Origin of the sequence: Vibrio sp. SCSIO 43155 (genome assembly GCF_023716605.1) — a bacterium.
Classification (GTDB): domain Bacteria; phylum Pseudomonadota; class Gammaproteobacteria; order Enterobacterales; family Vibrionaceae; genus Vibrio; species Vibrio harveyi.
Genome location: NZ_CP071853.1, coordinates 431,352 through 446,758 on the forward strand (window position 1 = coordinate 431,352; position 15,407 = coordinate 446,758).

At 40.1% G+C, this 15,407-nt stretch carries 9 protein-coding genes; 5 read left to right on the plus strand and 4 right to left on the minus strand.

All coding sequences use genetic code 11. From position 1 onward, the window contains the following. Positions 1–3 precede the first annotated feature (3 nt). Entirely contained in the window at positions 4–3,162 is a 3,159-nt protein-coding gene (locus tag J4N44_RS19070) for an efflux RND transporter permease subunit (RefSeq protein WP_050933488.1), read from the plus strand. A gap of 281 nt (positions 3,163–3,443) precedes the next feature. Continuing rightward, the gene (locus J4N44_RS19075; RefSeq protein WP_009701831.1) at positions 3,444–3,710 is read left to right on the plus strand and encodes a hypothetical protein; all 267 of its coding nucleotides are present in this window, start codon (positions 3,444–3,446) and stop codon (positions 3,708–3,710) included. Positions 3,711–4,415: 705 nt separating this feature from the next. Here the strand turns inward: J4N44_RS19075 and J4N44_RS19080 are convergent. Genes J4N44_RS19080 through J4N44_RS19090 form a run of 3 tightly spaced genes read right to left on the minus strand, consistent with a single transcriptional unit; the run spans position 4,416 to position 9,485 of the window. Next, complete coding sequence (locus J4N44_RS19080; protein WP_038898797.1) at positions 4,416–7,517, minus strand: efflux RND transporter permease subunit; 3,102 nt, start codon at positions 7,515–7,517, stop codon at positions 4,416–4,418. Beyond that, positions 7,514–8,842 (minus strand): efflux RND transporter periplasmic adaptor subunit, encoded by a 1,329-nt coding sequence (locus J4N44_RS19085; protein ID WP_049536346.1) that lies wholly within the window; start codon positions 8,840–8,842, stop codon positions 7,514–7,516. The genes J4N44_RS19080 and J4N44_RS19085 overlap by 4 nt, the downstream gene beginning before the upstream one ends. Continuing rightward, complete coding sequence (locus tag J4N44_RS19090) at positions 8,829–9,485, minus strand: TetR/AcrR family transcriptional regulator (RefSeq protein ID WP_252045600.1); 657 nt, start codon at positions 9,483–9,485, stop codon at positions 8,829–8,831. Before J4N44_RS19090 ends, J4N44_RS19085 begins: the two co-directional genes overlap by 14 nt. Before the next feature lie 571 nt (positions 9,486–10,056). Here J4N44_RS19090 and J4N44_RS19095 point away from each other — a divergent pair. From J4N44_RS19095 to J4N44_RS19105, 3 genes are all read left to right on the plus strand, one after another. Next, positions 10,057–10,890 (plus strand): DNAase, encoded by an 834-nt coding sequence (locus J4N44_RS19095; protein WP_252045601.1) that lies wholly within the window; start codon positions 10,057–10,059, stop codon positions 10,888–10,890. Positions 10,891–10,957: 67 nt separating this feature from the next. Then, positions 10,958–11,800: a DNAase gene (locus tag J4N44_RS19100; RefSeq protein WP_252045602.1), complete on the plus strand. Its 843-nt coding sequence runs from the start codon at positions 10,958–10,960 to the stop codon at positions 11,798–11,800. Positions 11,801–12,523: 723 nt separating this feature from the next. Further along, positions 12,524–14,335 carry a nucleotidyl transferase family protein gene (locus J4N44_RS19105; protein WP_079324978.1) on the plus strand — a complete coding sequence of 604 codons (1,812 nt, stop codon included), beginning with the start codon at positions 12,524–12,526 and terminating at the stop codon, positions 14,333–14,335. A gap of 224 nt (positions 14,336–14,559) precedes the next feature. On the opposite strand, the gene J4N44_RS19110 is transcribed toward J4N44_RS19105, so the two are convergent. After that, on the minus strand, positions 14,560–15,219 hold the full coding sequence (locus J4N44_RS19110) for an HAD family hydrolase (protein ID WP_252045603.1): 660 nt from the start codon (positions 15,217–15,219) through the stop codon (positions 14,560–14,562). Positions 15,220–15,407: the final 188 nt, after the last annotated feature.

Here is a 15,407-nt window from a genome sequence, read left to right on the forward strand (position 1 = left end):
ATCATGGAAGAGAATCAACAAAAAGGCATTATTGCCTATTTTGCCAATAACTCTGTCGCTGCAAACTTAATGATGGTGTTCATCATCGTGATGGGCATCGTGAGTTTCTTATTCATTCAACGCCAAATGTTCCCGAATGTTGAGGTCAACTACATCAATATTCGTGCTGCTTATCCAGGTGCTTCTCCACAAGAAATTGAAGAGAGTATTTTGGTGAAAGTGGAAGAGTCGATTAAAGACGTCACCGGCATCAAAAAGACGGTCGCACGCGCATCCCGAGGCAGTGCGCATGTGTCGATTGAAGTGGATGTGAACGCGGACATCAAACGTGTGTTGGACGATGTAAAGCAAAGAGTGGACACCTTATCCAATTTGCCTGCGGGCATGGAGCCGATTAACGTTTATCAAGTGGAGTGGCGGCAAGAAGTGATTGAGATGGGGTTAGTCGGGGACCGACCTCTTGAAGAGCTCAAACCTATTGCTAAACAAGTCGAAGATGAGCTTCTGCAACTACAAAACGTTATGTTGGTGGATCTCAGTGCGCCAGAGGAAGAGATTGCGATTGAAGTCGACCCACTTGTTTTGCGTAAGTATGATCTAACACTGAATGACGTGAGTAATGCGATTCGTCGCTATTCTGCTAACTTCTCCGCAGGTGAGGTGAAAACCAACGCAGGTATGATCGCGGTTCGTATTGAGAACCAGTACTACCATGGCGATGAATTTCGAAATATCCCCGTTAAACTCGGCGCAAATGGCGCCAAGGTGTTACTGCAAGACATTGCAACCATCAAAGATGGCTTCACAGAAGAAGATCGTTACTTTGAATATTCAGGTCAAAACGCAATTTACATGGCGGTTCAAGCCACGCGCGACCAAAACATTATTCCTGTTGCAGAGTCTGTTCGTAACTATATTGAAGCAAAGAACAAAACGTTACCTAGCGATATTCAGTTAAAAGTACTGGTTGATATGACCTATTACCTCAATGGTCGTCTCGATATGATGCTGAAAAACTTGCTTCAAGGTGCGGCGCTTGTAGCGATCATGCTGAGCGTGTTCTTGCGTTTCCGCTTGGCGATGTGGGTAATGTTAGGGCTGCCAGTGTGTTTCTTAGGCGCAGTGATGATGATGCCCATGCTTGGTATCACTGTAAATATCGTTTCTTTATTTGCCTTTATTATGGTACTCGGTATCGTTGTCGATGACGCTATCGTGACTGGGGAAAGTGCTTATAGTGAAATCGAAGAGAAGGGCGGTGGTGTCGAAAATGTTGTCACTGGCGTTAAACGTGTTGCTACCCCAGCTACCTTTGGTGTGTTGACTACGATTGCGGTATTTGCACCTTTCCTGCTTTCTAGTGGTATTGATAGTGCTTTCTTTTATGGCATTGCTGGTGTTGTGATCCTGTGTCTTACCTTTAGTTTGATTGAATCTAAGTTGATTCTTCCGGCTCACTTGGCGCATACGAACTTCAAACCAATCAAACCAGATGGATGGCGTGATAGCTTTAACAAGCGTTTCTTTGGTTTTGTGAATGGTCCTTACCGTAGTTTTGTTAAAGCTTGTACGCATTGGCGCTGGACTGTATTTGCCTTCTTCTGTGGCTTGCTTCTTATTAGTGCAGCCTTGGTGAGTTCTAACTATGTGCGTGTGATTCCGAATCCAAAGGTACCAACGGATTATCCTGCGATTACGATTGAAATGAATGACACGGTATCGAGTGAGCAAACCATTAATGCGCTAAAAACCATTGAAGGTGTGATGCAAGAAATCGAAGATCAGATCATCGATGAATACGGTCAAGGTATGATTCGTGACGTGCTGTCTTACAACCGCAGTCGTACTGAAGGTCGCATTCTTGTGCCACTTGTCGATGAAGAATTACGTCCATTTAATACCTTTGAGCTTGCGCGTCGTTGGCGTGAAGCTATGCCTGTGATTCCGGGAATGAAGAGCTTTAAGATCCGTGAGCAAAGTGCAGGCGGTGGTGATCGTGATGAGTTTGGTTACTTATTGTTTGGTTCGGATATTAACGAGCTGAATGAAGCGGGTCGTTACTTGATTGGTCGACTGCAGCAAGAAGAAGGTTTGTATGACGTATCTTCGTCTATCGATTCCGGTAGCAAAGAAGTTCTACTTTCACTTGCTCCAGTTGCTTACGACCTTGGTTTGGATCTGACGATGATTGCAGAACAAGTTGGTGGCAGTTTCTATGGTGGTGAAGCGCAGCGCATTATTCGTGATGGTGAAGAAATCAAAGTCATGGTGCGTTACCCGCAATTGACTCGTGAAGCGTTTTCTTCTTTACGCTATGCAGTGATCACGACGCCAGCAGGGAAAAAGGTCATGCTGGGTGATGTGGTTAAGATCAACGAACAACCGGGTGTGAGTAGCATTCGACGAGAAGGTGGTTACCAAACCGTTTACGTTTATGGTTCTATTGATGAGGAATTGGTGGAGCCACAAGAAGTAGTGAAAGTCATCGACGATAATATCCTACCGGATATGAAAAAAGTTTTCCCAAGCGTCAAGACTGAGCTAGGTGGTGATATCGAAGAGCAAGCTGCGCAGCGTAACGAGCAAATCATGTTCTTCATTGCAGGCATGATCATCGTATACATCTTGCTGGCTGTGCCGTTGAAGAGCTATACCCAGCCGCTGATCGTCATGTCGGTGATTCCGTTTAGCTTAACAGGTGCGATTTGGGGACACTTCTGGCTGGATATGGACATCAGCATGATGTCGACGTTTGGTTTGATCGCGGCAGCGGGTGTGGTTATCAATGATTCCTTGGTGATGACAGATTACGTCAACCAGGTGCGTGAAAAAGGCATGAGCATCAAGCAAGCAGTCGTTGAGGCTGGGTGTGCACGTTTCCGAGCGATCACGCTGACATCGATCACGACGTTTGCTGGTGTTTTACCCATCATGTTTGAAACCAGCTTGCAGGCTCGATTCGTTATCCCTATGGCAGTAGCCCTTGGTTTCGCAGTGCTGTTTGCTACTGTACTTACCTTGATTTTGGTGCCTTGTTTGTACCTGATGCTTGAAGACATTAAAAACATCTTCCGAGCAATCAAACGCTTTTTCGGGCGTGTGATGAGTAAGTTCAAGAAGCCGTCAGCGAATACAACTGGTAGAGAAAGTATGCAAAGCTAGTTTCACCTAGAACGAAATTACAAAGCAGTCTTCGGGCTGCTTTTTTTGTACCTTAAGCGAACTGAAATGAACTTCCTATACTATAAATTGAGTGAATGGTTAAATATTCATAAATTTGCTTGGTTAATTTAACACTGAGTGTGTGAAATTCGCCACCGAGCAGATGGTGGAAAAATGATGATTATTTTAAGTCATTGATATTAAAGGTTTAAAAAGTTGGCATTCTATGTGCAATGTATAGGATGCAACCCAATGAACTGCTAATCCCTAAGGAGCTTATTATGCAAAGCGTATTTCTATCTACTCTAGGTCTTATTGCTGTAATGTCATCACCAATCGCTGCTGCTAACACTCTAGACAAAGATGAGTGGAGTGCAGATCTACGTCAAGAATTTACAACAATGAAGCATGAGGCAGTTGCGGACATCCAACAAATGAACATGGACGCCATTGATGAACGTGATGAGCGCATTGTTAAACACATCAAAGAACAACAAGCGCAGTTGGTAAAGATCAAGTGCCAGAAGATAGAGGCAACCAAATCTTAAGCTCTGACGTTAAAGATTCCGTGTTAGTCACAAGGAAGCGCGATTAACCAAAGTACATCCGATACAAGGGCGACGTGATGAATTATTGGCGTCAATCTTGTTGCTCTGTTTGCCAATCTATTTAACTAGGTTGGCTTTTTTTGTGTTTACGAGTTAGTGAAAACGAACGATATATCTGGCGACATGATAGGCAACAGTAGTGAGTTGAAATAGTTAGAAAGAAAAAAGCCCGCGAAGAATACCTTCGCGGGCGAAAAAAGGGCACCAATTTGGGTGTCTATTCATTTTGGAGATGGTCGAACGTCCATATCATACTGACAATAGGCTTGGTGAGAGGCTTACCACCAGTGCGACCAACGGGGCTAAAGTTAACATTGTTGTAATCATTGTTAAAATGTTAATTCTTCAATCAATGATTTCATTATCGTTAGTTCAAATTGTGAATGTGTTGTCTGTGTGTGTTTTTACTGTGCTAAATGTCGTTTTTGATAATAAAACTTATCATAAACACGGTACCTGTCATTTGAATTAGTTATATAAAAGTCAACATATCGCATTCTCAATTGTTCATATTTGCACTTAATGCCTCATAATAACCTTTTAATTGTTACGTGTTTGTGTGGCTTTTAACGTTTTTCACTGAAAACAAAAAGAGCGACCTAAGCCGCTCTTGTTTGTTTTGATAAGGAAACTTATCGGATTGTTTTAGATCTCTTCGTGCTTATGAACTAGACCGAAGTCAGCCAAAATGGCATAAGCGGCAGGAATCATAAACAGTACCAACAACGTCGAGGCGAAAATACCAAACACGATAGAGATAACCAGAGGTTGGATAACTTGGGCTTGCAAACTGGTTTCCGTTAGCAACGGTAGCAAACCTGCAGCGGTTGTCATCGAGGTTAGGAATACGGCACGGAAACGTTCTCTACTCGCTTTGACGACAGAATCATGAACATTGTCACCTTCATCTACATGATGGCGTATGTACTGTACTAGCAAGATTGAGTCGTTTACTACGATACCAGCCAATGAGACAAAGCCCATCATGCTCGGCATACTTAAGGAATGCCCAAGTACAATATGCCCCCATACTACCCCGATAAAAGCAAGTGGGATCGCGAGCATGACTACAAACGGTTCCAAGTAACTGCGGAATTGGTAACTTAGGATGGCAAACACGCCAAATAACCCAAGCAAGAAGCCTTTGCCCATAGAGGCTCCGGTCTCGGCTGTGTCTTTAGCTTCGCCTTCAAAGTCGAAACGTAACCCAGGGTACTTCTGCATCAATTTTGGCGCTTCATCTTGTTGGAATTGGCGAATGATAGCGGTTGAGTTTGCCTTGGTGTTGTCGGTATCACCAAATACGCTCACCGTGCGCAATCCATCAATACGTTGGATGCGTACGTAGTTGCGCTGGAAATTCAATGTTGCAATGGTCGCGAGCGGAATTTGGCTACCGTCTGGCAAGATAATCGGAAAGTTCGCCAACTGTTGTAAGTCGCCTGCTTGCGTTTTATCTAGTCGAACTTCTATCGAAATATTCTCAACGCCGACTTGGATTTCGTCAGCGGTTTGACCAAAAAATGCCGCACGCAGTTGGTTTGCAACAAGCTGACCATTGATGCCATAAGCTTCTGCGCCGGGACGCAATTTAACCAGAACTTCCTCTTTACCCATGCGCATGTCATCTAGCACGCCATGAACACCGTCAAATTGATTAAGATACTGTTGAATATCAATCGAAGCCGCTTTCAATGCATCAAGATCATCATGTTTTGCACGAATTTCTATCGCTCGACCACCCGGTCCCATCGTGGGCTGTTTGAATACCAGAGAGATGGGGTCTGCGAGTTCTCCAATATCTTCACGCCATGCTGCGATAAAGTCATCAATGAGAGTGTTGCGGCTTTCTGCCCCTAACAAGTCCAATCTAACTGTTGCGATATGGGGACCTGATTCGTTGGCATCGGCATTCGCGTTGAATTGACTGGTTATGTGTAGTACGAGCGGATTACCGCCTTCAACTTTTTCAGTCCATTCTTTATCGAGCTTTTGCGCTGATGCGACGATCTTATCTACCACTGCCTCTGTTTGGGATAGCGAAGACCCAGGAGGAAGAATGATACGAGCTTCGGCAATATCACCGTCTAGCTCAGGGAAGGGCTGGAACTTAAGCAAACCGCCGATTAACGTTGCGGCAGAAATCAGCAGCAAAGTAATGACACTGCCCATGAAAGCGTAGCGATACTCAACCACTTTATCTACGGCATTAACCAGCGTGGTATTACGGAAGTTCTCAAAAGATGCCAGTAGCTTTTGTTTGAACTTTGGTGTGGTCTTTTCCTGTTTTTGTTTATGCAGTGAATGAGATAAGTGGTTGGGTAGAATCAAAAATGCTTCCACTAAGCTCAAGCTTAATACCAAGATAAGTACTTGCGGAACCGCCTTTAGCACTGCACCCATTTCACCTTGTAGAAACAGCAGGCTACCAAAGATGCAAACGGTGGTTAAGAAGGAAGAAATTACACCCGGTAAAACTTTCTTAACGCCTTTGATAACGGCGTCATCAATCTCTTCGCCTCGGTCAAGGTGAGCGGCAATGGATTCCGCTATAACGATTGCGTCATCCATCATGATACCGATCGCCATTAGCAAGCCGACTAAGGACATAATGTTGATGGATAGTCCAAGCTGTGCCATCAAAAACAAGCCACCTAAAAATGCAACAGGTAAACCGGCGGCAACCCAAAATGAATAGCGAAAGCTAAAAAACAACCACATCGTAGCGAAGACCAAAATGATACCTTGCCAGCCATTTTTGACCATCATAGTAAGACGATCCCAAAGCACTGACGAGAGATCATTGGTCATTTGTAGCATGACTCCGTCTGGCGCAATGGCTTGCTGTTCTTCCACAAATTGAGCGACACGTTCTTTAATTCTGAGAGCATCGTCTTCTTTGTTTTTACTGATCTTTAGAAGGGCAGAAGGATGACCATCGAAGAGTACTTTCTGCTCATCTAATTCAAAGCGATCTGTAATCGTAGCGATGTCTTTTAAGCGAATGATTGAGCCATTCGGGCCTGAACCAACAACAATAGTTTCTAGTTCTTCTGGCGTAACGCGGCGTTCGTCAAAACGAATCAGGAAATTTTTGTCTGGTGTTTCAACATTACCACTTGGTAACTTAACGTTTTGACGACCAATTTGCTCCGCAATATCACCCACACTCAGACCTAATTGTCGAATCGCTTGTGTATCAAGCTCTACCCTGTATTGATGATCCGAGAAGCCTGCCACATCGACCAAAGACACGCCGTAATCGAGTTTTAGTGTGCGTTTAAGTTGTTCGGCATACCCTTTTAATTCCGGCCAAGTCGTATCTGCAGTGATTGCCACATCAACGACAGGCTCGTTCCAGTCCAGTTCTTGAACTACGGGCGACTCAATTTCTTGTGGGAAGTCATTGATCGAGTTAATTTGAGTTTGAACGTCAACGAGCATGCGACCTATATCGGCGTCCTCATTTAACTTTAAGATGAGACGAGCTGACCCTTCAATAGCTTCACACTGAGTTTCTTCAATATTAGCGAGTCCATCTACGGCGTCTTCCATACGAACACAGATACTCTCTTCCACTTCTTGAGGGGATGCTCCTGGATAAACCACGCCAGCAAGAATATAAGGGGGATCGAACTCCGGAAAGGTTTCTCGCTTGATGCCAGAGAGGGAAGAAATACCCAAGATAAGCAACGTCAACATCAACAAATTGGCTGCGGTTGGGTGTTTTGCAAAGAATCGGATCATGAGTCGGACCCCTCAGTCACCGTTTGGCTCTGCTCTGATGCTTCCTTCAACAACATGCCGTTGATAGCAGGCAACAGGTCATTAATGATTAACTTTTGACCTTGTTCCAAGGCACCTTCGACAACGACTTGGTTGTCGCGTCGATAGAGTACCTCAACAGTCACGATTTGAAGGCGGTTATCTTCACCCATCAGGTAGATCTTGTCTCCATGGAGCGCACGTTCAGGAATAACCCAGCTTGGATTCTGTTGTCCTTCAATCAACGCACGTACAAACATACCGTTCACGAGAGGTGGTACAGACGTTGGTTTCAATGCTCGATAATCTTGCTCAATCTCCAATATCACCCCAGCGGTGGCTTGGCTTGGATCCACCGTCTCGCTGATACGCGCGACTTTAGCAGACCAAGACGCAGATAGGTTGCCGCTATTAAGCTCAATAATGGCGTGGATAGCATTCATATCAGGTTGTGGGATACCTGACTCATCACGTACAAACTCACCGATGCTTGAAGCAAGGGTTTGCATATCATGTATCGACAGCTGGGCTTCAACTTCCATCACATCAATGCCATGCCCTGTGACCATAGTTTGTTGAAGGTTCACTACTTGATTTTGTTCGATATCCACCTGAGCAATGCGCAGATCATATGGGAGCGTGATGATGGTTTTATCAAGTGAACGTTTCGCCTCATCCACTTTCGAAGCGTTGACCTTAACTAACGCCTCAGCGACACGCTTCTCATCTGGCATCAAACCTATCTGATTTTCAATATCAAGCACCAACTTACGCTGAGAAAGCGCACTTTGCTCTTGTTGATCCACATCAGATTGCGATGTTAAGCCTTTCTTGCGTAGGTTTTGCTTACGAGCAAGTTCCTTGTTGGCGATCACTAAACGATTCGCTTCAATTTTGAGTGTGCTTTTTAAGTTCGCTTCTTCTTGGTTTAGCTTAGCCAGAGAGGTTTGTGCAGACTTAAGGTCGGCTTGAGCTTGAACCAGTTTTAATTCGTAATCGAGTGGATCGATCCTTAAGATCTCCGTTCCTGCTTGTAGTACTTGCCCTTTTTCCAATTGTGGGTGGCGATAAACTACTTTTCCAGTGACTTCGGCGATAGCCTTCCACTCAATTTTGGGTGTAATTTTTCCGAACCCAATAGCGATAGGAGCAATGGCTTTCAGTTCAAGAGGAACAGTTTCGACTAACCTTGCGCGATCCCCCGCAGGTTTTACTGGCAAATCTGGTTTGAGGTTAATTGCCAAAAGCAGAATGACGATCCCGGCAGCAAGGGCAGGAAAGAACAGCAGTTTTTTATTCATTTTCATATTGGTCGCCCGAGTCTAAGAGTCCATGTTTCATCAGTTGTATGTTGTGTTCGAACAATCGGTTCAAGAATGCTTCTGAGAGTTCAATACCGTGTATGGCGAGCAGCGCTGGTGGTGCCATAAAAGGGAAAACCATTAAGCTGATATAAGAGACACGACAAAGTTGCGGGTCAGCTCCCTTTCGCAGAACACCACTGTCGACCAACTTATCGAAGATAACCCCTTGCATTGGTTGGCTGATGTCGGCAAATACTTTTTCAAGTAACTTTCGTTGAGTTTTGGAAGGAGGCATGTGCATGACTTGAGCTATTAAGCGAGGAAACTGCGGCACTTTGATCATTTCTCGGTAATAGGTGCGCATTAAGTCGAGAAAATTTTGCTCACTGCTGTCTGATACGAGAGCTTGCAGTTGCTTCTGCATGGGTGACAGTGTCTCGCGCAGCATCGTTTCAAATAGCCCTTCCTTATTTCCAAAGTAGTAACGAATCATCGCGACATTCACTCCAGCCTTTTGTGCGACCAAACGAGTGGATACTTTGTCGTAGACCATGATGGTGAAGAGCTCGCGTGCGTGGAGTATTAACTTTTCACGAGCATCAATTTGGTCTGTGGGTCTTCCTGCTTTTCTTTGAGCTTTTGTCACCGTCGCCTCTCAAAATATTAAACATTTGATTAATTATAAGACGGCGATTGGTTATACGACATACGAAAAATTCATCGCTATTTAATCAATTGATTAATTTGTGATGAAGTCGACTTCGAGCAACGAGAGGAGCAGTACGACTCGCATTATGAGTAAGCTAACATCAATGAAAACGATATGTTTCTCAATAAGATATAATTCTCTAGTCAATCGAAAAATCAGTATTTCCTCTTCATAAGCATCTCGAACTGAATCTGTTTTCAATTACCATGCTGCGTTAATGATGCTTATTGTGTGAGATGAAGATGATACATAAAACACTAACTAAGCGCGGAAAAATTAGTAATCATCAAAGAGTCTCTACCGACCCTTCGTTCGTGTGGTCTTTCTATAATCAGATTTAACGTGTCCTAGTAAGTGAGAAATGTTGAAACGATTGAAAATATCGCCTTTCATCGATTCATATTTAGTTGAAAATATGGATAAAATTAATTGTAGTCATTCAGTTATTTTGATTAGTTTTCTTTTATATGACTGACATTTTACAACGAGTATTTATTATAAAATGAGTATGAAACTAAAATTTTTAGATCAATTAAAAGATGGTTTTAGAGGAAAGCCAGAATTTTCTAATTTGTTTTATCATGCGTTTCAGGTTGATGATCTCGTTATTTTATTTGAATGCCCAGATAACATATTTGAAGGTGCAGTATACGAGAACAAGATTGAACTAAAGAATTTTAATATCAATTCAGTTAACGAAGATCATGATAGTATAATCAAGCTGGCTTATGTTAATTTTTCTTTTAGTAGAGTTATTTTTAACCCTATAGCACCTGTAAATAAACAAGGCGATCTTTTCGTTAGGTTAGGAATAAAATCAATAGATAGTCATGTGAAAACAACAGAACAACTATCAGATTATTTAGAAAAAGAGTATTTTGATTTTTATCACGACCCAAATCCAAGTTCGGATTCTAAACGTGGATATCATACGGAGTTAATGAAAAAATTTATAAAAAGAGCTAATCGTCAATGGGGAGAAGCACCAGAATCTGAAGAAATGATATCAGAAAAAAGACAATACCTTATCGATGGCTTTTACCGCGGCTATCCACCAATAGAGTGTAAAAATGTAAAAATAGGAAAGCACTCGTTTTCAAAGTATTTAGAAGGAAGTTTAAAGTATAAAGGGGAGTTTAGTCGAGTATATAATGTAATCATCAGAGATGGGTTCTGTCTACGTATTGAATTTTGGTACGCAACTCAATATGGCTATCCTAAGAAAAAATTTTTGAAATGGATTGAAAGAGCTGACGAAAAATTTGAAAAAGAAGTGTTGAAACGATTAGAAATATCACCTTTTATCGATTCATATCTAGGCAAGAATTGGAGGATTGAATAATGTTTTGAATGATTATATTTTATAGAGTTGAATTTTTAAAAAGTGTATTTGATAAATGAGTATAAAATTGAAATTTTTAGAACAGTTAAAAGATGGTTTCAAAGAAAAGCCAGAGTTTTCTAGTTTGTTTCATCATATATTTAAAGTTGATGATTTCATTGTTTTATTCTTATGTCCAGACAATATGTATGAATATTCAATATATGATGATGTAGTTGATCTAGACAAGTTTGATGATAATTCGTTTCATGAAGGTCATGAAAAAATAATTGAATTGGCTTCTGTAAACTTTTCTTTTAGTCGAGTGATTTTTAATCCTATTGCTCCGGTTAATAAGCAAGGAGATCTTTTTATTAAAATAAAAATAAAGTCGATAGACAGAAATATAAAAACAAGTAATCAGCTCTCAAGCTACTTAGAAAAAGAATATTTTGAATATTATCATGATCCGAATCCAAGTTCAGACTCTACTCGTGGAGAGCATACGGAGTCAATGAGAGACTTTATTGAAAGAGCAAATCGTCAATGGGGAGAATTCCCGGAATCTGAAGAAATGATATTGGAAAAAGAAAAATATCTTATCGATAGTTTTTACTATAGCTATCCACCAATAAAGTGTGAAAACGTAAAAATAGGAAAATATACGTTTTCTAAGTATTTGGAAGGAAGTTTAAAGTATAAAGGGGAGTTTAGTCGAGTATATAATTTAATTATCAAAGATGGATTTTGCCTAAGTATTGAGTTTTGGTACGCAACTCAATATGGCTATCCCCAAAAAAAGTTTTTGAAATGGATTGAAAGAGCTGACGAGACATTTGAAAAAGAAGTGTTAGAACGATTGGAAATGTCAAACTGTATTGACTCTAAGCTAGAAAAAAAAGTAGATATAATTACACAAAATATCAATTGATATGAGATTTTTTAATTATCTTTTTTGCGATGTTTTATATGGTTAATACTGTTTTTTAATTACAAGTTTGGTGTCATTTTTATAATTACTTCCCTATCTCGTAAAATAAATTCAGGATAGGAAAATGTAAGAAAAGCCAATAAGCTACTATTTATTCAGATTAATATTGATATATACATCTCGTAGAATTATTCTTTCAATACTCGTCTTTCTAAAGTAAGTCAAGGTTGTATGCTATCCGCTAAAAGTATGACTTCCTAATATTCTCATTGACTCTAATTTCCGTAAGCTCAAATATAACGTTAGAAGGCAACCGTTTCGAGAGGTTGCGTGAACATATGAGTAATGATGGGATAGAGCAATTAGACTTCTTTATTGTTAGTATTGTCAATTTTTTGGATGTGTTATTAAGTCTTGAAACAAACCGATTGAAGTTAGTTAAACTTAGCTGCTTCAATTATGTCTCGAAGTGCTTAACTTCAAGTCACAAAAACATCAAATAGTATGTTTTATGTCCTGCATTTGTCTTCTACTTGTTCGATCTTCTTAATTGACCTTGTTGTTAATAAGTTTGGGTATCTAAACTAACTATTGTTAGCTCACATCACCATTACCAATCATTACATTTCATTACAATTCAGTGGTCTGACATGTGATAATCTTCATAGGTTTGGCTTATGTCAGATTGTTTTTGTATTTATTTTGTGAATTTAGGTTGCAGGCATGGACTTTAGAAAATTATCAGTTAGATTGAGAATAGCAAAATATCTAATGGAAAATTTTATAACATCAAACAAAACTAATATAGAAAAAAACAGAAAGTTAAAAAAACTTTATTGTCGAGTTGGTGATTATAAAAATGCAGTTAAGTATGCAGAATCTATATATGCATCTGTCTCAGGAGCCGATAACTATCATATTCTAAAAAATTTATATGTATTAAGTTCAAAAGTCGATAAATCTGAAATAACAACCGTTAATGATAAATCTGAAATACTAGATGATGTTATAAAAATTATTGATGGTATTAATGAGACCGTTTGTGATTATGATAAAGTTAAGTTCGTTAAAGATTATGTAGAAAGTAAAGGCGCTAAGCCAATTTTAATATTCCTTTCTGGTAAAGGTGAAAAATTAAAAAATAAAAATAAAACAGAAAGAATGCTACTTTCAGATATAGACTTATACAATAAAGAGCGTCCAAGGTGGAGTAGGGAAAATAATGCGCCAGATTACATTAAAAAAATATATGGAGACTATCAAGGTGTAGACTTTAATGCTCTTTTTAATTCTAAGCCACCAATAATTAAAGCAACGAAAGTTCTACTAAGAGATATGGAGAATCCATATGTCTCTGTTAAAAATGGTATCAGAACAACAATATATCAGCCTGATGTTCATGATAAACGTATATTGTTTTTTGGAACGTCGACGACATATTCTGTTGGTACATGCAATGAAGATACAATCGTTAGTCAAGTTCAAAAAGAGATTAATAAATATAAAGATAACATTAGAGTTGAAAACCATGGTGTACAAGGTCTGAATCTACTACTTGCAATCAATAATCTGGTGCAGACAGATATTAAGGAAGGTGATATTGTTGTGCTCTTTGACTATGACGAATTTAGTCGATGTCAGGATGACTCAATTTATAATTTAGATCTTAATAAATTTGACCGTGGGGATGATTTCTTTTTAGACTTAGCAAAAAACCACTGTCATTTTTCACCACGTGGAAATCGAGTTTTGGGAGAATCAATAGCAAAAGAGATGTTGTTGCCAATAATAGATAAAGATGTAACTAAAAATTCTAACATAATTCTTTGTGGTAAATTCTTTCAAGTATTAGAAAACATTAAATATGTTTTATTTAGAAAAACAGCACAATCATTAGAATCTTGCGAAATGAAAAACTACTTGTCTTTACTTGAACAGCATGCTCAAGACTTAGACCTAAAAATAGGTAGTGTTGCTGTTAATTGTAATCCAATAACAAAAGGACACTTACATCTACTTGAGTATGCAGCTAAAAATGTCGACAAGTTATTTATTTTTGTTATCGAGGAAGATAAGTCGTTTTTTAGTTTTGAGGACCGTCTACGACTAGTTACAGAGAGTACAAGCCACTTGAAAAATGTAACTGTTTTAAGAGGAGGCAAGTTCATTTGCACTGAATTGACGTATCCAGATTACTTCGACAAAGAGACAAATGAAGCAAAAGCTGACGCTTCAATGGAAGCTTGGTTCTTTTGCGAATATATTGCACCAAAATTGAATATTACGAAGATATTCTTAGGTGATGAGCCGAAATGTATGATTACAAATCAATATAACCAGAAGATGCAAGAATTGCTTCCAAAGTACGGTATTGAGGTTGAAATTATCGAGCGAATTTCTAGTAATAATGAGGTGATCAGTGCTTCTAGAGTGCGAGCATTATTAAAATCAGGTGACTTTGAAGGAATTAGAAAGATTGTTCCAGAGCCAACCTATAGATTTTTGATAAATAAATATCAAGATAGCGCAGCATAAAATCAAAATAGATTTAGCTAGAAAGTAGTTAATAATCTAGACCTAATATGACTTTTTAAGTTGGTTTCATCTATATACCCAAGGCAGTTTGCTCAGAATCCTGCATCTTGAAGTCACTTGGGTATATATTTTGGCTGGTTTTAGGAATAGAAACTGTTGCCTTTAGGTCTTGCTGAGGATCGCCTGCGTAGTGGTGTAATATTCTAGCTAATTAGAAAGCGTCACTAACCCCAATTCAACAAGGTCCAATTCGGTCTTTCAGCGTGCACTTTTAAGCGAGGGCATGGATTCACAAGGTAGACGTAATTTGCGTATTCACACAGTGGCAAGTCGTTGATTGAATCAGTATAGAAGTGGATTTCCGAATAGGACTTTGCCTGCGTCGCCAACCACTGTTTTAATCGGGTAACTTTGCCTTCTCGGTAACTTGGGATTCCATCGATTTCTGCGGTATAGCGGTTATCAGCCACCACCAAGTCAATTCCAAGAGCAGTCGGAATACCCAGATGTCGTCCAACAGCTGTCACTAAAAAAGTGACACTTGCAGAGATGATGACCATATCAATACCATCACCAGACAGTTGTTCAATGAGCGTTTTGGCTTGAGGGTACTGTTTAGCCAGAATATGCTTTTCAACGCACTCTTCAACCAAGGCGTTGACTTCTTTAATCGGCATGTTTTCTATTGGCTTCATGGAAAACGCTAGGTAATCTTCCATCTCCATTTTCCCTTCTGCGTACAAGCCCATTAGGCGAAGATCTTCCTCAATAAAGTTAGGCTCAGTTGCGATGCCTTTCTCCACCAAAAACTCATTCCAAATCATTGCACAATCTGCGTTGATTAAGGTCTCATCCATATCAAATACATACAAAGGTTTGGACATAGTTTGGTTCTCACTGGTTGGGTTGAGGACGATGTAACTTGTCGCTCAGTATAGAGCGAGGCTTATGAGTGTGTGAGGTATGCTAACGACAAACTGTGACGGTTTCGTTGCACTTTCTCCGGACTATCACAAAACTTAGTTTCAATGATTAGGGATGAAGCATTTCTGAGTTGGCGTTAGAGAGCTAC